Source organism: Hymenobacter profundi, from assembly GCF_019334315.1.
Classification (GTDB): Bacteria; Bacteroidota; Bacteroidia; order Cytophagales; family Hymenobacteraceae; genus Hymenobacter; species Hymenobacter profundi.
Window position 1 is genome coordinate 1 of sequence record NZ_JAHWGL010000017.1, and the last position, 23,184, is coordinate 23,184.

General features: G+C 58.3%; 22 protein-coding genes. 17 read left to right on the top strand and 5 right to left on the bottom strand.

From position 1 onward, the window contains the following. Positions 1-115: 115 nt before the first annotated feature. Positions 116-778 (top strand): tRNA (guanosine(46)-N7)-methyltransferase TrmB, encoded by a 663-nt coding sequence (gene trmB / locus KYK14_RS06470; RefSeq protein ID WP_219157931.1) that lies wholly within the window; start codon positions 116-118, stop codon positions 776-778. A 164-nt stretch (positions 779-942) separates the two neighbouring features. On the opposite strand, the gene KYK14_RS06475 is transcribed toward trmB, so the two are convergent. Beyond that, positions 943-1,554 carry a beta/alpha barrel domain-containing protein gene (locus KYK14_RS06475; RefSeq protein WP_219157933.1) on the bottom strand — a complete coding sequence of 204 codons (612 nt, stop codon included), beginning with the start codon at positions 1,552-1,554 and terminating at the stop codon, positions 943-945. Positions 1,555-1,829: 275 nt separating this feature from the next. Here KYK14_RS06475 and mnmA point away from each other — a divergent pair, with 275 nt between their 5' ends. The 6 genes from mnmA (at position 1,830) to KYK14_RS06505 (ending at position 9,596) form a co-directional block, all read left to right on the top strand. Then, positions 1,830-2,972 carry a tRNA 2-thiouridine(34) synthase MnmA gene (gene mnmA, locus KYK14_RS06480; RefSeq protein WP_219157936.1) on the top strand — a complete coding sequence of 381 codons (1,143 nt, stop codon included), beginning with the start codon at positions 1,830-1,832 and terminating at the stop codon, positions 2,970-2,972. Positions 2,973-3,142: 170 nt separating this feature from the next. Beyond that, on the top strand, positions 3,143-3,886 hold the full coding sequence (locus tag KYK14_RS06485) for a hypothetical protein (RefSeq protein ID WP_219157937.1): 744 nt from the start codon (positions 3,143-3,145) through the stop codon (positions 3,884-3,886). Between the two features lie 168 nt (positions 3,887-4,054). Next, complete coding sequence (locus tag KYK14_RS06490) at positions 4,055-5,743, top strand: S8 family peptidase (protein ID WP_219157938.1); 1,689 nt, start codon at positions 4,055-4,057, stop codon at positions 5,741-5,743. A 64-nt stretch (positions 5,744-5,807) separates the two neighbouring features. Beyond that, complete coding sequence (locus KYK14_RS06495; RefSeq protein WP_185283651.1) at positions 5,808-6,122, top strand: hypothetical protein; 315 nt, start codon at positions 5,808-5,810, stop codon at positions 6,120-6,122. A 122-nt stretch (positions 6,123-6,244) separates the two neighbouring features. Continuing rightward, positions 6,245-6,928 carry a ribulose-phosphate 3-epimerase gene (rpe, locus tag KYK14_RS06500; RefSeq protein WP_219157939.1) on the top strand — a complete coding sequence of 228 codons (684 nt, stop codon included), beginning with the start codon at positions 6,245-6,247 and terminating at the stop codon, positions 6,926-6,928. 133 nt (positions 6,929-7,061) lie between these two features. Then, complete coding sequence (locus tag KYK14_RS06505) at positions 7,062-9,596, top strand: TonB-dependent receptor (RefSeq protein ID WP_219157940.1); 2,535 nt, start codon at positions 7,062-7,064, stop codon at positions 9,594-9,596. A 79-nt stretch (positions 9,597-9,675) separates the two neighbouring features. Here KYK14_RS06505 and KYK14_RS06510 read toward each other — a convergent pair whose 3' ends face one another. Continuing rightward, the gene (locus KYK14_RS06510; RefSeq protein WP_185283654.1) at positions 9,676-10,143 is read right to left on the bottom strand and encodes a hypothetical protein; all 468 of its coding nucleotides are present in this window, start codon (positions 10,141-10,143) and stop codon (positions 9,676-9,678) included. Positions 10,144-10,370: 227 nt separating this feature from the next. Next, positions 10,371-11,351, bottom strand: a complete 981-nt coding sequence (locus KYK14_RS06515; protein WP_219157941.1) for a DUF2911 domain-containing protein — start codon at positions 11,349-11,351, stop codon at positions 10,371-10,373. Between the two features lie 500 nt (positions 11,352-11,851). Here KYK14_RS06515 and hisG point away from each other — a divergent pair, with 500 nt between their 5' ends. The 9 genes from hisG to KYK14_RS06560 all read left to right on the top strand — a co-directional run bounded on the left by hisG (position 11,852) and on the right by KYK14_RS06560 (position 20,376). Then, on the top strand, positions 11,852-12,703 hold the full coding sequence (gene hisG / locus KYK14_RS06520) for an ATP phosphoribosyltransferase (RefSeq protein ID WP_243900103.1): 852 nt from the start codon (positions 11,852-11,854) through the stop codon (positions 12,701-12,703). Between the two features lie 99 nt (positions 12,704-12,802). Beyond that, complete coding sequence (gene hisD / locus KYK14_RS06525) at positions 12,803-14,095, top strand: histidinol dehydrogenase (protein ID WP_219157942.1); 1,293 nt, start codon at positions 12,803-12,805, stop codon at positions 14,093-14,095. A 135-nt stretch (positions 14,096-14,230) separates the two neighbouring features. After that, positions 14,231-15,283 carry a histidinol-phosphate transaminase gene (gene hisC, locus KYK14_RS06530; RefSeq protein WP_219157944.1) on the top strand — a complete coding sequence of 351 codons (1,053 nt, stop codon included), beginning with the start codon at positions 14,231-14,233 and terminating at the stop codon, positions 15,281-15,283. 167 nt (positions 15,284-15,450) lie between these two features. After that, on the top strand, positions 15,451-16,557 hold the full coding sequence (hisB, locus tag KYK14_RS06535; RefSeq protein WP_219157946.1) for a bifunctional histidinol-phosphatase/imidazoleglycerol-phosphate dehydratase HisB: 1,107 nt from the start codon (positions 15,451-15,453) through the stop codon (positions 16,555-16,557). A 213-nt stretch (positions 16,558-16,770) separates the two neighbouring features. Continuing rightward, entirely contained in the window at positions 16,771-17,358 is a 588-nt protein-coding gene (hisH, locus tag KYK14_RS06540) for an imidazole glycerol phosphate synthase subunit HisH (RefSeq protein WP_208306366.1), read from the top strand. A 92-nt stretch (positions 17,359-17,450) separates the two neighbouring features. Then, positions 17,451-18,167: a 1-(5-phosphoribosyl)-5-[(5-phosphoribosylamino)methylideneamino]imidazole-4-carboxamide isomerase gene (hisA, locus tag KYK14_RS06545; RefSeq protein WP_185283659.1), complete on the top strand. Its 717-nt coding sequence runs from the start codon at positions 17,451-17,453 to the stop codon at positions 18,165-18,167. 110 nt (positions 18,168-18,277) lie between these two features. Further along, positions 18,278-19,036: an imidazole glycerol phosphate synthase subunit HisF gene (gene hisF / locus KYK14_RS06550; protein ID WP_185283661.1), complete on the top strand. Its 759-nt coding sequence runs from the start codon at positions 18,278-18,280 to the stop codon at positions 19,034-19,036. A gap of 138 nt (positions 19,037-19,174) precedes the next feature. Next, on the top strand, positions 19,175-19,816 hold the full coding sequence (gene hisIE, locus KYK14_RS06555) for a bifunctional phosphoribosyl-AMP cyclohydrolase/phosphoribosyl-ATP diphosphatase HisIE (RefSeq protein ID WP_219157948.1): 642 nt from the start codon (positions 19,175-19,177) through the stop codon (positions 19,814-19,816). A gap of 281 nt (positions 19,817-20,097) precedes the next feature. Then, a complete protein-coding gene (locus KYK14_RS06560; RefSeq protein WP_185283663.1) occupies positions 20,098-20,376 on the top strand; it encodes a hypothetical protein in 279 nt (92 codons plus the stop codon). A 19-nt stretch (positions 20,377-20,395) separates the two neighbouring features. On the opposite strand, the gene KYK14_RS06565 is transcribed toward KYK14_RS06560, so the two are convergent. Both KYK14_RS06565 and KYK14_RS06570 read right to left on the bottom strand, forming a co-directional pair. Next, a complete protein-coding gene (locus KYK14_RS06565; RefSeq protein ID WP_246601713.1) occupies positions 20,396-20,989 on the bottom strand; it encodes a cupin domain-containing protein in 594 nt (197 codons plus the stop codon). A 13-nt stretch (positions 20,990-21,002) separates the two neighbouring features. Next, positions 21,003-22,064 (bottom strand): Gfo/Idh/MocA family protein, encoded by a 1,062-nt coding sequence (locus KYK14_RS06570; RefSeq protein ID WP_219157950.1) that lies wholly within the window; start codon positions 22,062-22,064, stop codon positions 21,003-21,005. 128 nt (positions 22,065-22,192) lie between these two features. Between KYK14_RS06570 and KYK14_RS06575 the strand changes: the two genes are divergently transcribed. Continuing rightward, a complete protein-coding gene (locus KYK14_RS06575) occupies positions 22,193-23,137 on the top strand; it encodes a sugar phosphate isomerase/epimerase family protein (RefSeq protein ID WP_219157952.1) in 945 nt (314 codons plus the stop codon). Positions 23,138-23,184: the final 47 nt, after the last annotated feature.

Genomic DNA, 23,184 nt, shown 5'->3' on the forward strand with positions numbered 1-23,184 from the left:
CTTCTCACGGTAGAACGACAGGCGTAACAACGACTCGTTCTAACCTGATAAGGTCCTTCGCAAGCGCAGGATGACAGACGGGTTACCATTCACAATCGCACCATTTCACCACTCCGTGAGTCGAATCAAATTAATCCGCTTTGCGGAAAATGCCAACCGTCCGGATATTGTAGAACCGGGTAAGGACACGTATCAGCAATTGGGCGGGCGTTGGCACGAGGCTTTTTTTCAGAATAATCATCCCATTACCCTAGAGGTAGGCTGCGGCAAGGGCGAGTACACGGTAGGGCTGGCCGAGCGCTACCCCGAACGCAATTTCCTGGGCCTCGACATCAAGGGTGACCGAATTTGGCGGGGGAGTACCCGTGCCGAGGCGTTAGGCCTCACGAATGTGGGCTTCGTGCGCACCCGCGCCCACGACCTGCTCACGCACTTTGCGCCCGGCGAGTTGGCCGAAATCTGGATTACCTTCCCCGACCCGCGCCCCCGCGACCGGGATATCAAGCGTCGTCTCACCTCACCGCGCTTCCTTGATTTGTACCAGCAAACCTTACAGCCCGGCGGCCTCATCCACCTCAAAACCGACAACGAAGGACTGTTCGAGTATACGCTGGAGGTACTGCAAGAACGCCCCGGCGCTACCATCCTGGCGCACACCAAAGACCTCTACGCCACGCCCGAGCTGCTACCCCACGCCGAGGACATCCAGACAACCTTCGAACGCAAATACCGCACGTTGGGCGTGCCGATTAAGTACGTACAGTTTACGCTGAGTTGAGAGAATAGGGATTATTGAGGTTGTGAATAGAAACAGTCTGTCATCCTGAGCGCAGCGAAGGACCTTATCATGGCAGAACGATTGACGTACCAACGACTCATGCTGACGTGAGAAGGTACTTCGCAAGCTCAGCATGACAAACGACTTTTTACTCTTTCCTCTCTCTACTCTTCTAACGCCTCAAACACTGCTTCCAACTCCGTAAAATCGCGCAGACCAGGTTTGATTTCGTCGCCGCCAGAGAGGAGGAAGCCGGCCGGCTGCACGGTATCGAGTAGGGAAAGCACGTTGTTGGGGGTAATAGCACCGCTGAGCCATAGCGGGAAACGGGCGGCGGCTTCTGCCAGCGCCTGCTGAGTGGTAATGTCTAGGTGAGTCGAATCGAGCGTGACGACTACCCCGAAACCAGCCGGGAAAACGGAGGTGTATTGCTGCGCCATTTCCTCGCGCTGGGCGCTGCTGATGGTATCGGCGAGATTCACGGTGAGCAAAGAGGCTACCGAAAGTGGCGTGGTAGGTAGCTGTCGTAGCAACACTTCCTGAAGGCCACATTCCTCCACCAGCCGATTAATCTCTGATACCGGCTGCGCGTCGAACTCGCCCAGCAGCTTCACGCCGGCCACCCAACCGGCCAGCTCACCCATGAGGGTAGGCGTCACGGCATCAGGCAGGGTAGGGTCGAGGGTGAAGATAAGGCCGTCGGCGCCCATGCCGGCGCAGTAGCGGGCGTCGGATAGGTTGTTGATGCCGCGAACGAGAACAGGAATACGGAGCATAGGGGGGTAGGGTCTTAGGGACTTGGGGAACTTGGGGCCGTGGTTTTATCAGACGCCCAGCCCGCAAGCACCGGCCGGTTGAAAGTGCAAAGATTGACAAAAGTATACTTGCCATTCCGCGCACGGCGAGGAATCTGTTGAATAATCGTTGTGTTGGTGTTTTTTAGATTTCTCGCTCTGCGCGGAATGACAACGACAATCAGCCTCAAAACGCAATTCCGTATCTTTGCCCAGCGGCCGGGAACTTTGGACTCCCGGGCGTTTTTCTACTCTCCATGAACACGACGAAAGGACGGGTGCTGGTCGCGATGAGCGGCGGCATCGACAGCTCGGTGGCGGCGGTACTGCTGCACGAGCAAGGCTACGAGGTGGTCGGTATGACCATGAAAACCTGGGACTACGCCTCGGCGGGTGGTTCCAAAAAGGAAACCGGCTGCTGCTCCCTCGACAGCATCAACGACGCCCGGCAGATTGCCGTGGAGCTGGGTTTTCCGCACTATATTATCGACATCCGCGACGAGTTCGGGGATTTTGTCATTAGTAACTTCACCGACGAGTACTTAGCGGGCCGCACGCCCAACCCTTGCGTGCTCTGCAACACCCACATCAAGTGGGATGCCTTGCTGCGCCGCGCCGATCAGCTTGGCTGCGAGTTTATCGCCACGGGTCACTACGCCCAGGTGCGCCACGAAGACGGCCGCTACGTGATTAGCAAAGGCGTGGACGAGAACAAGGACCAGTCGTACGCCCTGTGGGGTGTGTCGCAGGAAAGCCTGTCGCGCACGCTATTCCCCTTGGGCGCCATGCGCAAAACCGAGATTTACGACGAGGCACGCCGCCGTGGCTTCACAGAGCTGGTAAACAAGCCCGAGAGCTACGAAATCTGCTTCATTCCCGACAACGACTACCGCGGTTTTCTGCGTCGTCGGGTGCCGGGTCTGGAGGAACGCGTGGCCGGTGGCCAGTTTGTGCTGCGCGACGGTACGGTGGTGGGCACCCACGCGGGCTACCCGTTCTACACCATTGGGCAGCGCAAGGGCCTGGGCGTGGCGCTGGGTTTCCCGGTCTACGTCACGGCCATTCACCCCGAAACCAACCAGGTAGTGCTGGGCAATTACGACGACTTGGCCAGTACGGCCACCGTGGTTGGCAAGCTGAATATGGGCAAATTTGCCTCTCTGGAAGGCCGCGGTCTGGTTCCCAGTACCACCAAAGTGCGATACAACCACGATGGTGCCCCAGCGTTTCTGGAGCAGGTAGGCGATAAAGTTCGCGTGTACTTCGAGGAGCCCGTGCACGCCATCACGCCCGGTCAAGCCGCTGTGTTCTACGACGGCCAGGACGTGCTGGGCGGCGGTTGGATAGAACGGCACGTTATTGGCGAGCTACCGCTGCCGGCCGAGCTGGCTGCTCTTTAAGTGGCGGGTTGCCCGTAGCAAGTTGTATATGAAGACCGTCATTTCGAGCTTGTCGAGAAATCTTGCGTCCTCCTGGTAATTCCTAACGATTGGATTACTGTAGCACGCAAGATTTCTCGACAAGCTCAAAATGACGGTCTAACTAGCAACTGACAACTAGAAACTGAATTATGACGCAACGCTATACGCGGCCGCTAGGCCAGTTACTACTTATTGGCTCACTGGCGCTGGCCGCTGTGGCCTGCACAGAGAGCAATGAGGAAACGCCCGCACCCGAAAACGATTACTACCCTGTGACGGTAGGCACCTACCGTACCTACGCCGTGACTGACAGCCTCTGGCGCGACAACGTGCTGACGGTGCAGCAGTTTCAGTTCCGGGAGCGGGTGGCGGGTACCTTCACCGATGCCAGCGGGCAGACGGCTTACAACGTGATCCGCTCGCGCCGCGCTACCGCCACCGATGCCTGGCAGGACGACAGCACCCTGGTGCTGCTGCCCACTGACCGTACCCTACAACAGATTCGCAACAACCGCCGCACCGTGGAGCTGGTGTTTCCTACCCGCACCGGCTACAGCTGGAACCGCGACGCGTACAACGCCTTGGATACCGTGACGGCCCAGAACCGGCAGTACCAGCAAGTAGGGGAGTCCTATACGGTGAACGGCCGCACTTACGAACGCACCGTAACCACCACCGATACCGAACTCAATACTGCCACCGGCACAACCCTCGACGACGGCCTCTACAACGTGGCCAAGTACCGGCAGGTGTATGCCCAGGGCGTAGGTCCGGTAGCACGCGTGCGGAGGCGGTTTGTGTACTGCGGTACCGGCAATTGTGTTCCCTCCAAAACCAATATATATCGTGGGCAGGTGCGCCGGGAAACGCTGTTGGAAACCGGTAATCTATAAGCGGTAGGATAGTTCTTAGTTTGCTAAAAATATGAGAAACGGCCTGTGGAAACACGGGCCGTTTCTCCTTTGTATTGCAAAGGAATATTGGGATAGAGAGAGGGTATTAAAATACGTAGAAGCCGCAAAAAAGCTGTATCTTGGAAGCTAATAAGTAGCGCCATCCTCATGCGGATTCTCATTTTATTAGTAATGGCCTGTTGGTCATTTACAAACCGGGCGGCAGCCGCGCTGCGGCCCCCAGGCGTGCCCACTGTGCGCAAGCACCTGGTCTATCTGCGCGACAAAGCCAACACCCCGTACAGCCTCAGCGCCCCCCAACGCTTTCTAACCGCCCGCGCCCTGGAGCGCCGTACCCGCCAAGGCATCGCCCTACAACCCCGCGACCTACCTGTAGATCCTGTCTACGTAGAGCAGGTGCAGTCCGTAAGCGGTGCCAAGGTATGGTACACCTCGCGGTGGTTCAATGCGGTGGTAGTGGAGTGCGACTCTGCTACCCTGGCCGTGGTGCAGGCGCTGCCGTGCGTGCGAAGTGCGCGTACGCTCAATCGGAGTGGGGTAGGGGTTGTCGTTTCGCCGGTCGGCGAGGGTAGCGCGCCTACTGTCGCCCGCCCCGCCGGTACCCGCGCCGACTACGGCAGGGCCTACGCCCAAACCCACCAGATTGGGGCCGACGTGATGCACGATGCTGGTTTTCGGGGCGAAGGCATGCAGATTGCCGTATTTGATGGTGGCTTTCCGGGAGTGAATACGGGGGCAGTTTTCGCCTCGCTCTATCAGGAAAACCGCTTAGCTAGCGTGTACAACTTCGTTGGACGCGACCAGAATGTATATCAGTATGACAACCACGGTACGCTGGTGCTCTCCACGATGGCCGGTAACCAACCCGGCGTCTTTATCGGTACGGCTCCGCAGGCAACCTACCATCTGTTTGTTACGGAGGATGTCGCCTCGGAGCAACCGGTTGAGGAAGTCAACTGGTTGATTGCCGCCGAGCGCGCCGATTCGCTGGGCATCGACATCATCAACTCTTCGTTGGGCTATAACACCTTCGACGCACCTTCTGTCGACTACACCTACGCCGAGCTAGATGGCCGCACCGCACTCAGCACGCGGGCGGCTACCGTGGCGGCGCGGGTAGGAATGCTGGTAGTCAGCAGTGCCGGCAACGAGGGCAACAACCGCTGGCGCTACCTCACGGCCCCCGCCGACGCTGATTCCATCCTGACGGTAGGCGCTGTGGATTCGCTGGGCGCTCGGGCTAACTTCAGTTCTATTGGTCCTACGGCCGATAACCGCCTGAAGCCCAATGTGAGTGCTATGGGCCGGCAGGCGGCCTTTGTGTATCCCAGCGGAGCCATAGGGCGCGGCAATGGTACCTCCTTTTCCAGCCCTATCACGGCGGGACTGGCCGCCGGTTTTTGGCAGGCACACCCCACGCTCACGGCGCAGCAGGTAATTGAGTATCTGCAACGCTCGGCTTCGCAAGCCACCACGCCGGATACTCTCTTAGGCTACGGCATCCCCAACTTTGGGCGGGCGCAGCAAGCGGTGGCGGGTATCCCCCTACCCACGGCGCCCACCGTGGGGGTCGGGAATCGGGTACAATTGTATCCGAATCCTGTGCCGGCCGGCACGGCCGCGTGCACCCTGCAGCTCCCCGCCGAGCTACGCAGTCAGCCGCTGGAAGTGCGCCTCTACGATGTGCGGGGGGCGCTGGTAACAACGCTGCTGTTGCCCGCATCTAACGCCGCCATCGTGCAGCTGCCTACTACCGCGTTGCGGCCGGGTGTATATAGCTGCCGATTGGGTAGGAGCGGCGGCCCCCCCTACACGTTGCGCCTGATTCGATTGTAGCGCAGCCGCTGGCCCGGTTCACGGCTGGCTTTCTCTTGTTTTTTTAATTCCTTACTTTTTTTCGATGTTACAATTAATGGTGACCAAGCGCATTGGTCGACGACAGTTTCACTTCACCGTGCAAGGCCCCAACTTCCACGAGGTAGTAGCCGAATACGACCGGCTGAGCTTCCCCGACGTGCCCGCCTGCGGCCTGTGCGGCTCCGATAACCTGGACCTCACCTCCCGCGTGGCCCAGGACAAGTTCAAATATACCAGCGTGAAATGCCTCGATTGCCGGGGCGACGTGACGTTCGGTAAAACCCAGAAAGACGACCAAACCTACTTCCTGCGCAAGCGCGAAAACGGCGAAATCGACTGGCAAGCCTGGAAAAAGTAATGAAATGGTGAGTGGTGAGAGGGTGAGGTTGATGTTCTGCTGGCGCAGTTTGCGCACATGGCGCTATTAGAACATCAACCTCACCCTCTCACCACTCACCGTTTCACTACTATCTTCGCCCTATGAATGCTACCCGTCCGAAACCTCAGCTGGCGCCTTCGCTGCTGGCCAGTGATTTTGCCAACCTGCAAGCCGAAGTGGAGCGCTTGGCCGATAGCGCCGCCGACTGGCTGCATTGCGACGTGATGGACGGCCGTTTCGTGCCTAATATTTCCTTTGGTGTGCCCGTGCTGGAAGCCATTGCCCGCTACGCCAAGCAGCCCCTCGACGTGCACCTGATGATCGAAAGTCCGCAGGACTACCTGCAGGCCATTCGCGATGCGGGCGCTAGTAGCATCACGGTGCATTACGAGGCTTGTCCGCACCTGCATCGGGTGGTGCAGCAAATCAAGAAGCTGGGCTGCAAAGCCTGCGTGGCTCTGAATCCGGCTACCCCCGTGAGTTTGCTCGAAGATATTGCCCCCGATCTGGATATGGTATTGGTGATGTCCGTGAATCCCGGCTTCGGCGGCCAAACGTTCATCCCGAACACCCTGCGTAAAGTAGCTGCCCTGAAAGAATTGCTGGTAGACTGTGGCTCCGCGGCTCTTATTGAAATCGATGGGGGCGTGAGCAGCGACAATGCCGCCGCCCTGGTGCAGGCCGGCGCCGATGTGCTGGTGGCTGGTAGCTTTGTGTTCAGCGGCGGCGACCCGGTGGGCACGTTGTCCAAGTTGCGCCAACAGGTGGACGAGGTGGCGTATTGATTGCTAATGCGCTAATGCGCTGATGAGTTGATGGAGTTATATGATAGGTGTTATAGAATGGTTGTCAGTGAGGTCGTAGTGTTGCATTATATCATCAGCATATCAACCAATTAGCATATCAGATAATCAATATATGACGCACTCGGACCGTTCGGGTTGTTTTTTTTGGGGAATTGTAGCGGTGTTGCTGTTGGGCGGAATGCCCGCCGCCGTGGCGCAACAAGTAGCTTCGCAGTTGGTGAGTGGCACTGTCCGCGATGCGGCCGGCGAGCCATTGCCCCAGGTAGGGGTAGGCGTGGAAGGCCAGCCCGGCGGCACTACGACAAACGAGCAAGGCTATTTTCGGCTGCGGGTGTTATTTCCGGCGGGTGAACCCGCGCCGGTGCTGGTGGTGCGCAGCCTAGGATTTCAGGCTCTGCGTGTGCCTCTGGCGACCACTATACCTCAGCCATTGCAGCTCACCTTGCAGGCCGATTCCCGCGCCATCGGCAACGTAACCGTACGCGGCCGCCGCGACCAAGCCGATACCCGCGAGCAGGTCAGCCTCACGCCCCTCGACCCGCGGGCGGTGAAGGAATTGCCCTCCACCTTTGGCGATTTCAACAAGATCTTGACCACCCTACCTGGCGTGGTAGCCAACAACGAGCTAACCAGCACCTACTCGGTGCGGGGCGGTAACTACGAGGAAAACCTCGTGTATGTGAACGGCTTCGAGGTATACCGGCCGTTTCTGGTGACGGCCGCCCAACAGGAGGGCCTCAGCTTCATCAACCCCGATTTGGTGGAGAACGTGGAGTTTTCGACCGGTGGCTGGCAGCCGAAATACGGTGATAAGCTATCCTCGGTGCTGAGCGCGCAGTACAAAACGCCCCGCCGTTTTGCTGCTTCGGGCTCGGCTAGTCTGGTAGGTGGCACGGCCCACGTGGAAGCCACTTCACCCAATAAGCGCGTGAGCTACCTGGCCGGCGTGCGCTACAAAAACGCCCGCTACGTGTTGCAGTCGCTGCGCCAGCAGCAGGGCGGCTACAACCCTACCTTCTACGACGGCCAGTTCTACGTGAATGCTAACCTGGGCCGTGCGGGTGACGAAACCCGCACCTCGTTGGGAATACTAGCCACAACGGCCCACAACGATTTTCGTTTCACGCCGGAGAGCGGGCAGAGCACCTTCAACGCAGCGGGCAACCAACTCACGCGCCTCACCATCTTCTACGACGGCCGCGAGCGGATGCAGTACGACACCTACCAGGGCGGCCTGAACCTGCGCCACCGCTTCACCGACCGCCTGCAAGGCGAGCTGCTGGCCGGCGCGTTTATATCGCGGGAGCTGGAGTACCGCGACGTGGAGGCCAGCTACCGTTTCTCGGAGGTGAACCGCACCCCTGGCCCCGATTTCAACCGCGAGGTGCGCGTGCGCGACGTAGGCTCCCGCTTCGACCACTCCCGCAACACGCTGCTGGCCAAAGTCTTTACGCTGGAAGCCCGCGGCCAGTGGACACCTGCCGCCCGCCACCTAGTACGCTTCGGGGTGAAGACGGGTAGGGAGCAGATTGACGATCAGCTGGACGAATACAGTTTTGTAGACTCGGCCGATTACGTGCTCGAGTACCGTCGCACCCGCCTGGTGTCAGACCTGAATCTGGACAGCTACCGCACCCAGGGCTACGTGCAGAATACCGTTGACATAGATTCCTTGAAAACGCTCACGCTGGGCGTGCGGGCGCATTATTGGTCTGTCAATCAGCAGCTAATCGTGAGCCCGCGGGTGCAGTATGCGCAGGTGTCGCGCCGCCATCCTAATGTATCGTATAAGGCGGCCGTGGGCCTGTATGCTCAGCCGCCCTTTTACCGCGAGTTGCGCAACCAGACCGGCACGCAGGCTACTCCGCAAGATGCGCTGCTCATTCAAGCTCAACTCAATCCCGAGTTGCGGGCGCAGAAGTCGCTGCACGCCATTGCCGGCACCGAAATCCGTTTTCAGCAGTTCGACCGGCCCTTCCGTTTTTCGGGCGAGGTATATTATAAGTACCTGACCGACGTAGTGCCGTACGACGTGGACAACCTGCGCCTGCGCTACTTTGCCAAGAACAATGCCCGTGCCTACGCCGCCGGGGTGGATGCGCGCATAAGCGGCGAGTTTGTGCGCGGCGCCGAATCGTGGTTCAGCTTGGGCGTGCTCACCACGCGCGAGAACCTGGATGGCGACTCGATGAATGTCTACAACGCCCAGGGCCAGGTAACGGGTAGGGAAGCCAAAGGCTACATCCGCCGCCCCAGCGACCAGCGCCTGAACGCGGGCATTTTCTTCCAGGACCACCTTCCCGACAATCCTTCGGTGCGGGGCTACGTGAACCTAGTTTTCGGCACGGGCCTACCCTTCAGCCCCCCCAATGACCCCGACGCCCGCGGCACCAGCACGCTAGTGCGCTCCTACAAGCGCGTAGACCTGGGCTTCTCCAAAGTGCTAACGGTGCGCGCCGAGTCCGAGAATAGCCGCCACCCCGGCCAGTTGCAAAGCCTGTGGCTCGGATTAGAAATCCTCAACGTGCTGCAAGCCAATAACGTAGCCGGCTATAGCTACGTGCAGGACATCAATGGCCGGACGTACGCCGTGGCCAATTACCTCTCGCAACGGGTCGTAAACCTGCGCCTGATCGGGCGGTTTTAGAACTTAAGTCAATAACAGCAGCGCCTCCCTACCATCGGAGGGTAGGGAGGCGCTGCTGTTGTCAAGTACATTACGTGCGTTACTGACCAACTTCACCGGCAACGGGAGGCTGCTGACGACGCTGCTGCTCCTGTTCGTAAAAGGCTAGTTCCAGCTTGTAGGGTTGCACGTTCCAGGTAGGCTGCACCTTGTGAATATTCTGGATGAGCGTGCGGGCAAAATCCGGAGTCAGGCAAATGGTTTTCTCCTCCGGCCGGGCATAGGCTTGCTGGCAGGAAGTCAGAAACGATTCCAGCGTTTGGATATCCTCTTTGGCTTTGCCTTGTACCTGGTTAGGCGGCGTCCGCTTCTGCGGAATAGACTGCGAGCCAGCCTTAAAATGCGTGGTAGTAGCGGCGGCCTTGTCCGCTTTGTGCGCCGCCTTCGACTTGGTTCGCGTGGCCAACACAACACCGCTCCCAATCAAGCGTCCAATAGCCACGGCTGACTGCGCCTTTGTTACGAAAGGTAGGAATGCAAGGGTAAGAAAGAGTAAAGGTTTCTTCATATATGTGTAAAAAGAATAAACAAGAGAAAATCGATCTGCAAGTATAGTATAGCTGTTTTAAAGCTGCGTGGCTTAACTAAGTTTTTATAGGATAAATTATACATTATATAAGGCCTGTGCCAAGGTGACGGACGTCTTTTGAATACAGTTTCAGTAGTAAAACTAGAAGGGGTATGTAGCTCAGCTACATACCCCTTCTAGTTGAATTCTTGCTCTTGGAATACTACTTAGTAGGCCTTGGCCTGCCACTCCGTGAGGGCGACACGCATGGTGGCCTGCTGATTTTTAAAGTCGTCATCATCTTTAGAGCCTAGCTTTAGAGCCTTGCGGGTGTAGATGAGAGCTGTAGTATAGTCCTGCTGGGAGGCTAACAGTTGGGCCTTAATCCAGTTATTGGCGTACGCATCGTTGAGGCGCAGCGACTCATTGATGTAGCGTAGGGCCAGTTCCGGTTGCAGGTTGTTCTGCACCAGATAGTCGGCGGCTTGGGCCAGCAGCTGCCAGTTGCCGGGATGTTGCGTAAGCGTTTGGGCAATACCAGCCAGCACTTGCGTCTGCACGTCGGTTTCAATGAGCATACTTAGCGTGCGTCGTTCCCACGTAAGATTAAGACGGCCGCTGGCGGGCTTCACTTCCGAAAACCAATAGAGCAGGGTTTCCTGAAAATTAGCTTTTTCGGGCAATACGGGCACGTGCACCACATCGTCTTTGGGGTCGTAGTTCTCCGTGCCCCAGTGCGTAGTCACACGGTTCAGAATGAAGTCCCACTCCGAATCGGCCCGCGGATAGACGTACAGCGAGTACTGGCCCGCTGCCACGTCCTTGCCGTTCAGCTTCACGGGGCGTGAAAACGTAATCAGCGTGTTTTCGTTGGCACCCGCCCGCCACACTTGGTTATAGGGCACCAGCGCACCCCATACGGCCCGGCTCCGAACGGCGGGCGAGTGGTAGTCCACCGTCACGTCTGTCAGCCCCAAGGTTTGCGCAATCACAGCGTGCGGGCTGGCTTGGGGCAGGGGAAGCTGGGGTTGCCCGGTGGTGGCAGAGGCCAGGGCAGCCGGAGCCTGCGCTGGGGTTCCAATGGATTTTTGCCTGGTAGTGTCGGCAGCGGGTGCCTGTTGTGCGTAGGTAGCGGTGCTACTAAAAAGAGCAGAGCCGGCCCATAAACCAAAACAAGCCAGCAACAGGCGACGAGAGCGAAAATTCATGCAACAATAAAAAAGTAGGCGAAGCAGATCAGAAACAATTAAACTCGAAACAATTAAACTCGAAACAATTGTGCCAAAACGAGAGTTTTTTGCACAATTGAGGTGCAAAGATCTGGCGTTGCTGAATTTTTTCGGTAAAAAATTTTCATCCTACCGTCGGGCGTGTACTTTTGTGCCACTAGTTGCTTTTTCTATGTTCGTTGTTGCCTCCTCGCTAATCTGCCTTTGCCCCGCCGCCCCTGTGGCCGCCGGCCGGCTGCGCGTGGCGCATCATCATGCACACGAACATCATTCCTCTTTCTAGAGGAATCCACGAATCATATTGCCCCGTTGGGAGGCTGCATTACCAGCTCCCCGGCCGTTCCCGCAGGACGGCCCTACCCGTTGTGGGCGATTTTCGCCGGGGCGCCTTCCCAATTTGTCCTTCCCACCGGCGTAAAAATTAAGCGCTACCTACTCGGAGCTTCTTAATTTTTAATTCTTACTTTTTAATAACCAACATGATTCGTCTGGCCATTCAGAAGTCGGGCCGCCTGAGCGAAGATTCCCTGAATCTAATTCGTGAGTGCGGTATTTCCTTCCTCAGCAGTACCTATAAGCTCAAAACCGAAGCCACCAACTTCCCCCTCGAAATCCTGTTTCTGCGCGACGACGACATTCCCGGCTACGTGCAGGATGGCGTAGCCGACCTGGGTATTGTGGGGCAGAACGTGCTCATCGAAGCCGGGCTGCCGGCGCTGGAAGTGGAAACCTTGGGCTTCAGCAAGTGCCGCCTGAGCCTGGCCGTGCCCCGCGGTGCTGAGTACAACGGGGTAGGCGATTTGGCAGGGAAGAATATTGCCACATCCTACCCCGAAATCCTGGGCCGCTACCTGGCCGGGGAAGGCGTGAAAGCCCAACTGCACACCATCAGCGGCTCAGTGGAAATTGCTCCCAGCATTGGCCTGGCCGACGCTATTTGCGACATCGTGAGCAGCGGCTCTACCTTGCTGGGCAACGGCCTGCGCGAAGTGGAAACCGTGTTTCGCTCCGAGGCGGTGCTGATTGCCAACCAAAACCTGTCGGCCGAAAAGCAGGAGCTGCTCGACCAGCTGCGCTTCCGGATGCAGGCCGTGCGCCGCGCTCGCCGCAACAAATATATTATCCTGAACGCCCCTGTGGCGGCGCTCGACCAGGTGAAGGCCTTGTTGCCCGGCATCAAGTCGCCTACCGTAACCAAGCTGGCCGAGGAAGGCTGGGTGTCGGTACAGTCGGTGGTGAACGAGGACGACTTTTGGCACGTCACCGACCAGCTCAAAGCCGTTGGGGCCGAGGGCCTGCTCGTGCTGCCGATTGAAAAGATGATAGCCTAGTTTTTGAGCTGTTAGCTGTTGGCTGATGGCTGTTAGCTTCTCTTGAGTGGAAGAAAAACAGCTATCAGCCAACAGCTAATAGCTATCAGCTCCTAAAAAATGCAAACCTTTCAATACCCCGTGCCGGCCGAGTGGCCGGCGTTGCAACAGCGGGCCGCCGCCGCCGAGGCCGCTGAAGTAGAGGCGCGCGTGGCACAGATTTTTGCCGATGTGCGCCAGCGTGGCGACGAGGCCCTGCGCCATTACGCGGCTACCTTCGATGGCGTGCAGCTCACCGACCTGCGCGTGAGCGGGGCCGAACTGGAAGCCGCCGCTGCGCAAGTACCCGCCGAGTTGCAGCAGGCCATCCGGCAGGCTCGCGCCAACGTGGAGAAATTTCACACCACCCAATTCCACACGGAAGAACCGGTAGAAACCATGCCGGGCGTGACGTGCTGGCGCAAATCGGTGCCGGTGCAGCGGGTAGGACTCTACATTCCGGGCGGCACGGCGCCGCTGTTCAGCACCTTGCTGATGCTGGGAGTGCCGGCTCGGTTGGCCGGGTGCCCGGAGGTGGTGCTGTGCACGCCCCCGCAGAAAGACGGCTCCGTGCATCCGGTGATTCTGTTCACGGCCCAGCTGCTGGGCATCACTACCATTATTAAGGCGGGTGGTGCGCAGGCCGTGGCGGCCTTCACCGGCGGCACCGAGAGCGTACCGGCCGTTGATAAAATCTTCGGCCCCGGCAACCGCTACGTAACGGCCGCCAAGCAGCTGGCTACCCGCCACGGCGTGGCCATCGACATGCCCGCCGGGCCGTCGGAGGTGCTGGTTATTGCCGATAGCACCGCCAACCCCGCCTTCGTGGCGGCCGACTTGCTGAGCCAGGCCGAGCACGGCCCCGACTCGCAGGTGCTGTTGCTCACCGATTCGGTGGAGCTGCTACCCCAGGTAACGGCCGAAGTAGCGCGCCAACTGGCCGAGCTACCCCGTCGCGAGGTAGCGTCCCAGGCCTTAGAAGAGAGTCGCGCTATTCTGCTGCGCACGCCGGAAGAGATGCTGTTTTTCTCGAACCAGTACGCGCCCGAGCACTTGATTCTGTCGGTGGAAAATGCCGAGCAGCTGGCCGAAGGCGTCACCAGCGCCGGCTCGGTGTTCCTGGGGCACCTCACGCCCGAAGCCGCCGGCGACTACGCTTCGGGCACCAACCATACGCTGCCCACCAACGGCTACGCCCGCAACTATAGCGGCGTGTCGCTGGATTCGTTCCTGAAGAAAATTACCTTCCAGCGCATCACCGCTCAGGGGCTACAACAGGTAGGGCCCGTTGTGGAAACGATGGCTGAAGCCGAAGGCCTCCGCGCCCACGCCCGCGCCGTGACATTGCGGCTGGAATCGTTGGCGAAAAAGTAAAACAAAAGAACGTCAAGCTGAGCGCAGCGCAACGGAGTCGAAGCATCTCGCCCGCTTCGTTGCTACCGATAGAAGTACTCATAAAAATGCTTCGACTCCGCTGCGCTGCGCTCAACTTGACAAATACCCTCAACCATGTTTGACTTAGAAAATCTGGTTCGCCCGAATATCCGCGCGATGAAACCCTACTCCTCGGCCCGCGACGAGTTTCAGGGCGAGGCGCAGGTGATGCTCGACGCCAACGAAAACAGCCTGGGCTCGGCTGGCCCCGCCAGCTTCAACCGCTACCCCGACCCCTTGCAGCGCCAGGTGAAAGCCGAGCTTGCCAAGCTGAAAGGCGTGGAGCCCGCGCAAATCTTCCTCGGCAACGGCTCCGATGAGGCCATCGACCTACTGGTGCGCCTCACCTGCACGCCAGGCCAGGACCGCATCCTCATCCTGCCGCCTACCTATGGTATGTACGAGGTAGCCGCGAACCTGAACGATGTGGCCTTGGAGCGCCACCCCCTCACGCTCGACTTCCAACTCTCGCCGGAGCTAATCGAAGGTATTGTGGCCTCCGACGCCAAGCTGGTGTTTCTGTGCTCTCCCAACAATCCCACCGGCAACCTGCTCCGCGCCGAGGATATCGAACAAGTGCTGCGCGGCTTCCGCGGTCTAGTAGTGGTAGATGAGGCCTACGCCGACTTCGCCGCCGCACCCAGTTGGACCACGCGTCTAGCAGAATTTCCAAACCTGGTGGTGTTGCAAACCTTCTCCAAAGCCTGGGGCCTGGCGGGCTTGCGCCTAGGCATGGCCTTCGCTTCGCCGGACATCATTGGGTACCTCAACAAAATCAAACCTCCTTATAATATATCGGAAGCCACGCAGCAGCATGCGCTGGCTGCCTTGCAGGATGCACCGCGCTTCGAGGCCATGAAGCAGGAGTTGCTACAAGGCCGTGACTGGCTGGCCCAACAGCTGCCTACCCTGGAAATCGTGGAATCAGTATTCCCCTCCGACGCTAATTTCCTGCTGGCCCGCTTCCGCCCCGATGCGACAGCCGTGTATGACTATCTGCTCGGCAAAGGCATTGTGGTGCGTAACCGCACGACGCAACCCGGCTGCGCCGGCACGCTGCGCCTCACGGTGGGCACGCCCCAGGAAAACGAGGCGCTGTTAGCGGCGTTGCAGGAATATCCTAAATAGAAATTGCCCGGCCGCCTATACTCCTGTCAGATCTCCAAGCCCTGACAGGGGTAGCTGCTGCTGCAATCGACGGCTTATTTTGTTCTACCACACGCGAAGCGTTGGCTTTGCTTTCGCTTTCTCTATAGCTTCTTCTACTACGCGAACTTCTTGACTCGCGCTACCTCATGAAAAAAGTTCTCTTCATCGACCGCGACGGCACCATTCTCATCGAGCCGCAGCCGAGCCAGCAGATTGATGCTCTCACGCCGGATAAGTTTCAGTTTGTGCCCGGCGCTGTTTCGGGACTGTCCCGCATTGCCCGCGAGCTAGACTACGAGCTGGTGCTGGTAAGCAACCAGGATGGCCTGGGCACCGACAGCTTCCCGGAAGAAACCTTCTGGCCGGCGCATACGCTCATGCTCGACATTCTGCGCGGGGAAGGCGTGGAGTTTGTGCGCGAGCACATCGACCGCAGCTTCCCCCACCAGAACCTCGAGACCCGCAAGCCCGGTATCGGGATGTTGGCGCGCTACCTCGATGCCCAGCACGGTTACGACCTGCCGAACTCCTACGTCATCGGCGACCGGCCTACCGATGTGCAGCTGGCCGAGAACCTAGGGTGCCAAGCTATACTGATAGGGGAGGAGTCCGACGAGCGCGCCGCTCTGACGACTACCAGCTGGGAAGAAATTTATCAACGCCTGCGCCTACCTGCTCGCACGGCCGTGGTGCAGCGCGACACCAACGAAACCAAAATCCGGGTGGAGCTGAATCTCGACGGCGCCGGGCGGCCGCAGATGCACACCGGCCTCGGCTTTTTCGACCACATGCTCGACCAGCTCAGCAAGCACTCAGGTGTCGACATGAAAATAGAAGTACAAGGCGACCTGCATATCGACGAGCATCATACCATTGAGGACGCAGCCATTGCGTTGGGCGAAGCCTTCACGCAAGCTCTCGGCGACAAGCGCGGCTTGGCCCGCTACGGTTTTTTACTACCCATGGACGACGTGTTGGCCCAAGCCGCCATTGACTTTTCTGGTCGCCCTTGGCTAGTGTGGGAAGCGGAGTTCAAACGCGAAAAAATCGGCGATATGCCTACCGAAATGTTTTACCATTTCTTTAAAAGCTTCGCTGACGCAGCTCGCTGTAACCTTAATATTAAAGCCGAAGGGCAGAACGAACACCACAAAATCGAAGCCATCTTTAAGGCAGTTGCGAAGTCGATGAAGATGGCGTTGATGCGTGATGCTGGCAAGATGGAAATACCCAGCACGAAGGGTATTTTATAGTTTATTCATTTGTTTAAACAAATGAATAAAGGAACTTAATGGATTGGTGTACTGCGTATTATGTATAAGTAGGCGAAACCAGGTTAGCTAATAGTATGTGGAGTAAACGATTGGGTACACTCATATAGAAAGGTAGGGAAGACATAAGAAATTGATTTTTATTCAAATGGTAAAACAAATGAAAATAGAGTTGTATGGCTTTATTTTACTCAAATGAACATAGCAGTAATTGATTACAAAGGAGGCAACGTGCAGTCGGTGCTGTTTGCGCTGGAGCGGCTGGGCGTACACGCCACGTTGACGGCCGACCCCGAGCAGATTCGTAGCGCCGATAAGATCTTGTTTCCGGGCGAGGGCGAGGCGTCTACAGCCATGCAGGAACTGCGCAGCAAAGGCCTCGACCAAGTGCTGCCTACCTGCCGGCAACCCTTCCTGGGTATTTGCTTGGGCATGCAACTTCTGGGCACGCACAGCGAGGAAAACAACGCCGACATGCTAGGCATCCTACCCTTCGAGGTGAAGCGCTTTGTGGCCGACGCCCAGCATAAAGTGCCGCACATGGGATGGAATAATCTGCACCGTCTCCGCTCACCCTTGTTCGAGGGAGTGCGCGAGCAGGACTACGTGTACTTTGTGCATAGCTACCACGCGCCGGTAGGCAGCTACACCATTGCCGAGGGCGAGTACCCAACGCCATTCAGCGCCGCCGTGCAGCACGAGAATTTTTATGCTGTGCAGTTCCACACCGAAAAAAGCGGCCCGGTAGGCACGCGTATTCTGGAGAATTTTTTAAAGCTGTAACTGTCATTCCGAGTGCAGGGAGGAGTCTGAATAAGCATCTTCAATGGTTCAGATTCCTCCCTGCACTCGGATGACATGCATACCCCTAACCCATGGACATGATCCCCGCTATCGACCTCATCAACGGCCAGTGCGTACGCCTGACGGAGGGCGACTTTTCCCAACAAACCACCTACGATTCGGACCCGCTGGCCGTGGCCCAGCGCTTCGAGCAGGCCGGCGTACGCCGCCTCCACCTGGTCGATCTGGATGGAGCCCGCGCCAAGCAGCCCGTCAACCTGCCCGTGCTGGAGCGCATTGCCCGGCATACCAACTTGACTATCGACTTCGGTGGGGGCTTGCAGAGCGAGGCCGCCGTGCGGCAGGCTTTCGATGCAGGGGCGCGGCAGATTACGGCCGGCAGCATTGCCGTGCGTGAGCCGGCGCTGGTAGGGGAGTGGCTGCGCACCTTCGGGGCCGAGCGCATCATCATCGGGGCTGATTTCCGCGACAACCATATCTCCATCAATGCCTGGGCCGAGCAGAGCGAACGGACGCTCGCGGAGTTCATCGAAGACTACCTAGCGGCCGGCGCCACCACCTTTATCTGCACCGACGTGAGCAAGGACGGCAAGCTGCAAGGCCCCGCCCTGGCCACCTACCAGCAGTTGCGGCAGCAGCTCCCGCAGGCGCAGCTGGTCGCTTCGGGCGGCGTGACCACGCTGGCTGATGTAGAGGCACTGGCCGCTGTGGGGATGCACGGCGCCATTATCGGCAAGGCGATTTATGAAGGTACCATCACGCTGGATGAGCTACGGCCGATGTTATAAACCGTATGTCATTCTGAATGACGGGAGGAATTTGAGCAAACGATGACAACGGTTTCACTCAGATTCCTCCCGCTGTTCGAAATGACAAGAACTATGTAAACTCAATCCTCATGCTAACCAAACGCATCATTCCCTGCCTCGACGTGAAGGACGGCCGCACCGTGAAGGGTGTGCGCTTTGAGGGCTTGCGCGATGCCGGCGACCCAGTGGCGCTAGCCGAACAATACGCCAAGCAGGGCGCCGACGAACTGGTGTTTCTTGACATCACGGCCACCAACCAGAAGCGCCAGACGCTGGTGCAACTGGTGCGCGACGTGGCCGCTACCCTGGATATTCCCTTCACCGTAGGCGGCGGCATTGGCTCGGTGGCCGATGTGGAAATGCTCCTGCTCAACGGTACCGATAAAGCCAGCATCAATTCGGCCGCCCTGCACCGGCCAGAGCTGATAGACGAACTAGCCCGGCGCTTCGGCTCCCAGTGCATTGTGGTGGCCGTAGATGCCCGCTACACGCCTGAAAACGGCTGGCAGGTGTACACCCGCGCTGGCACCCATAATACCGGCCGCGACGCCGTGCAGTGGTGTCGCGAAGTCGCTGACCGTGGCTGCGGGGAAATCCTGCTGACCTCTATGAGCAACGACGGCACCAAGGACGGCTTCGCGCTGGACCTCACCGGCGACGTGAGCCGGGCCGTATCTGTGCCGGTGGTGGCCTCGGGCGGGGCTGGCAGCATCCAACACTTTACCGACGTATTCCAGCAGGCGCAAGCCGACGCGGGCCTGGCGGCGAGCATTTTTCACTTCGGTGAAATTGGTATTCAGGAATTGAAGCAAACCCTGCGCGCAGAAGGCATTCCGGTACGACTGTAGGATTAGTTTGTCGGTTATGTTTATAGTTACGGGTCATGCTGATCTTGTCGAAGCATCTCTACTGCTTCGTTGCGAACAAAGAATACGCATGGTAGAGATGCTTCGACAAGCTCAGCATGACAGATAAAATCAACAAAAATGAACTTAGATTTCGATAAAATGGGCGGCTTGCTTCCCGCCGTGGTGCAGGACGCCGATACCGGCCAGGTGCTGATGCTGGGCTACGTGAACGAGGAAGCCTGGCAGAAAACCCGGCAGGAGGGACGCGTGACGTTCTTTTCCCGTTCCAAAAACCGCCTCTGGACTAAGGGGGAAACCTCCGGCAACTACCTCACCGTGGTCAGCCTGCATGAGGATTGCGACGGCGACGCCCTGCTCATTCGCGCCCGCCCCGACGGCCCTACCTGCCACCGTGGCACCGTCAGCTGCTTCGAGCAGCCCGCGCAAACTTCCCTACCCACTGCCCCAGTGGGCTTCCTGGCCGAGCTGGAGCGCCTAGTGCAGCGCCGCCGCGACTTTCCCGACGAGGACCCCAAGTCGTACACCGCCTCGCTGTTCCGCAAAGGCATGCCCAAAATCGCCCAGAAAGTAGGCGAGGAAGCCGTCGAAACGGTGATTGATGCGGTAGGCGGCAACACGGAAGGGCTGAAAGGCGAAGCGGCCGATTTGCTCTACCACCTGCTGGTGCTGCTGGCGGGCTCGGGTCTCACGCTGGAAGACATCGTTTCCGTGCTGCGCCAGCGCCATAGCACCATTGCAGCAGGCGTGCGCCGGGAGTAGAGTAGGAAAAACGTATTCAGCTTATAGGGACCACTTGTTCTTTTTGTGAGAAATGGTATCGTCAAAACAGCATCTATTATTTTGTTAATAAAATAATAGATGCTGTTTATTTTTATGATACATACAAGGAGTTTGGCAATAAATATGAGAAGTGTGTAATCAGATGCTCGGTTGGTAGGGATTTTAATAAAAGCCGGTTTGAAAAGTTGATTGTGATTATATTGCCTTACCTGAACCGTAGCTACTAGCTCTTTTCTCTTCATTTCGCTTTTACACTCTTTATGATTCCTTCTCCTATTGCACACGCGACGCGGTTTTGGCAAGATATGCTGGGGCAGCAGCACGAAACTCCCCGGTCTTTCCTATGGCAGAATGTAGAGGACATGGAGCCGGACGAGGCCGGCCCGATTGCCTGGAAAAACGAGCAAGCCAAAACGCGCATCTACCTCAAGGGCGACAAAGTAATCTGCGTGCTGGGTGAGTACGCCTACTGGCGCCGGCAGTGGCAGACTTATGCCACTTGGTACTCTGTCTCCTTGAGTCAGCTTGGGATGAACTGATATATGCAGGCTACCTACCTTACTTCTTCCACAGGGTAGGTAGGCCCTGGGTGGAGCCTAGCAGCGGATCCGTCGTCGGGATGGGTAGGGCCGCAATGTTCTGATCGGCCTGGGGCCGCTCGCCGGGTAAGCCGCGGTTTACGTCCCAGTGGCGTCCCTCAGGGTAGGCGCCTACGATGCCCAACTGCTCGCTACCCAGGTTTTTGTGCCCTACGCCGGCTGGTAGCACCAGAATGTCGCCGGCCTGCACGCGCACCTGTTGGCCTTGCTCGCCGCCGAGTTGTAGAAGGGCCGTGCCCGCATACACGCCCAGTACCTCGTGTGAGGTGCTGTGGTAGTGATGGTAGGCATACACGCCATTGCGCCAGGAGTTGGTCCAGTTATTCGCGGCAAAGCGTTTTTCAAGCCACGCGGCACCTTCCATGTCGCGGGCCGGGAAGGCATTGCGGTAGAGCAGGACGGGAAAGCGGCTGTTGGGAATCTGGCCGTCGTCGTGAAAAAGGAACTGTTCAGGTTGCATCAGACGCAGATTGGGGGAGAGGACCGCCAGCGCCCGGCGCAGGGGGGTAGTCGCGGCGGTGCCCAGCAGGCTCAGGAAGGTGTAACGGTTCATTGGCTCTGCACATTTACAACACTACCATTTGGCCAGTGCGCACGGCCTCATCGGCGGCCAGCACAATGCGTAGGCTGGTGACGGCCGAGCGTAGGTGGTCGGTCAGGTCGTGGTTGTGGGTAATGGCATCGAGTAGAAACTGCTGTTCGAGTAGGCACAGCGCGTCGTGGTCGGGCTCGGTGGGGGTAGGCAGCACCTCGTCTGGGCGGGCAAACTGGCCATCGGCATCCAGGGCCGCGTGGTGAATGCGCAGGCCGCCGGTGTGGGTGTGGCCGGCAATGTCCTGCGACCCGTTTTTCACTTCGTCGATAATGGAAACGGCCCCCTTTGGCCCAATCACGTCTTTAATAAACACGGCTGTTTCACTCATCATCGGTCCCCAGCCGGCCTCGTACCAGCCCACGGAGCCATCTTGAAAGCGCACTTGCAACTGCCCGTAGGTGTACATAGCGGAGTCAACTTCCGCCGATAGATTCACCCCAATGGCGCTGATGCTGTGCGGGGCGGCCCCCGTCATGGCGCACATCACGTCCACGTAGTGCACCCCGCAATCGACCAGCGGGGAGGCCGAGCGCAGGAGCTGGCGGTGCGTGTACCAGTGGCGTCCGGCGCTCTGCTGATTCAGGTTCATGCGCATCACCAAGGGCTTTCCTAAGGTTTGCGCCAGGGCTACAAACTGGTTCCAGGTAGGATGCACGCGCAGAATATAGCCCACCACCAGCTTACGTTGCTGCTGTTGGGCCAACTCTACCAATGCCTCGGCCTCGGCTACGGTGGTGGCCAGGGGCTTCTCCACGAACACGTGGGCACCGGCGAGCAGACTTTGCCGCACCAAGGCAAAATGCGTGTCGGGGTAGGTATTAATGGACACCACATCGGGGGTAGTGGCGTGCAGGGCCTGTTCGGTGGTGGCGTAGGTGGGCACGCCGCCCAGTTCCCGCGACAGTTTTTCCCGGCTTTCCGGGCCGCGGCTGACTAGCCCCACCAGCTCGAAGGCGGACAGTTGGTGGTAAGCGCGGGCGTGAGAAGCACCCATGTTGCCACACCCAATGACCAGGACTTTATACGTTTTCATAGGCGTTACGATTCGATGGGTACGCGCCGCGCACCGGGGAAGTTGAACCGCTCCGGCGCGCGGCTACGTGTTCGATATACAAAAAAAGGTGGTATCTAGGAGTGTTTTCCTACCTGTCCCCGTCGTCTATGTCCACTTCCCGCCGCGAATTCTTGCAGAAAACGTCCGTCTTGGTTACCGCCGCGCTGGCTGCACCGCAACTACTGACTGCTAATAGGCCAGCCCCGACGTTCGGGGAAATTTCCCTGGCGCAGTGGTCGTTGCACAAAGCCCTTTTCAAGCAAGAGTTAACCAACCTGGATTTTCCCGGCGTGGCCCGGCAGAAATTTGGCATCACGACCGTGGAGTACGTGAACCAGTTTTTCAAGGACAAAGCGAAAGACCAAACCTATTTGCGGGCGTTGCAGCAACGCTGCCGCGACAACGGCATTACCAACCACCTGATTATGGTGGATGGGGAAGGCGACCTGGGCTCACCCGATGAGCGGCAGCGGCAGCAGGCCGTGGAAAACCACCGTCCCTGGTTGGAGGCGGCGGCCTACCTAGGGTGCCGGAGCGTGCGTGTGAATGCCTTTGGCAAGGGTACTGCCGAAGAGGTGCAGCGGGCGGCGATGGCGGGATTGGGGCAGTTGAGTGCCTACGCAAAGCCGTTGGGCCTGAACGTGCTGGTAGAAAACCATGGTAGCTACACCTCCAACGGACAGTGGCTGCTGCACACCATACAGGGGGTAGGCAAACCCAACGTGGGCGTTCTTCCGGACTTCGGCAATTTCTGCGTGCGCCGGGAGACGGGCGACTTGTACAAGGGCCAGTGCGTGGAGGAGTATGACCGGTACAAGGCCGTGGCCGAATGGCTGCCCGTTATCAAAACCGGCGTAAGCGCCAAAACGTTGGAATTTGATGCAACGGGCAACTGCGTGGAAACGGATTACTACAAGATGCTGGGACTGCTGAAAAAGGCGAAGTTTCAGGGCTATCTGGGCATCGAGTACGAGGGCGAAAAGCTGAGCGAGGAAGCCGGTATTCGCCGCACCAAAGAGCTGATCGAAAAAGTAGTGCGCTCAATTGGGTAGGGGTAGGCCGTGGGTAGCGTACACTGAGGATTGCTGGGTTTCTGCCT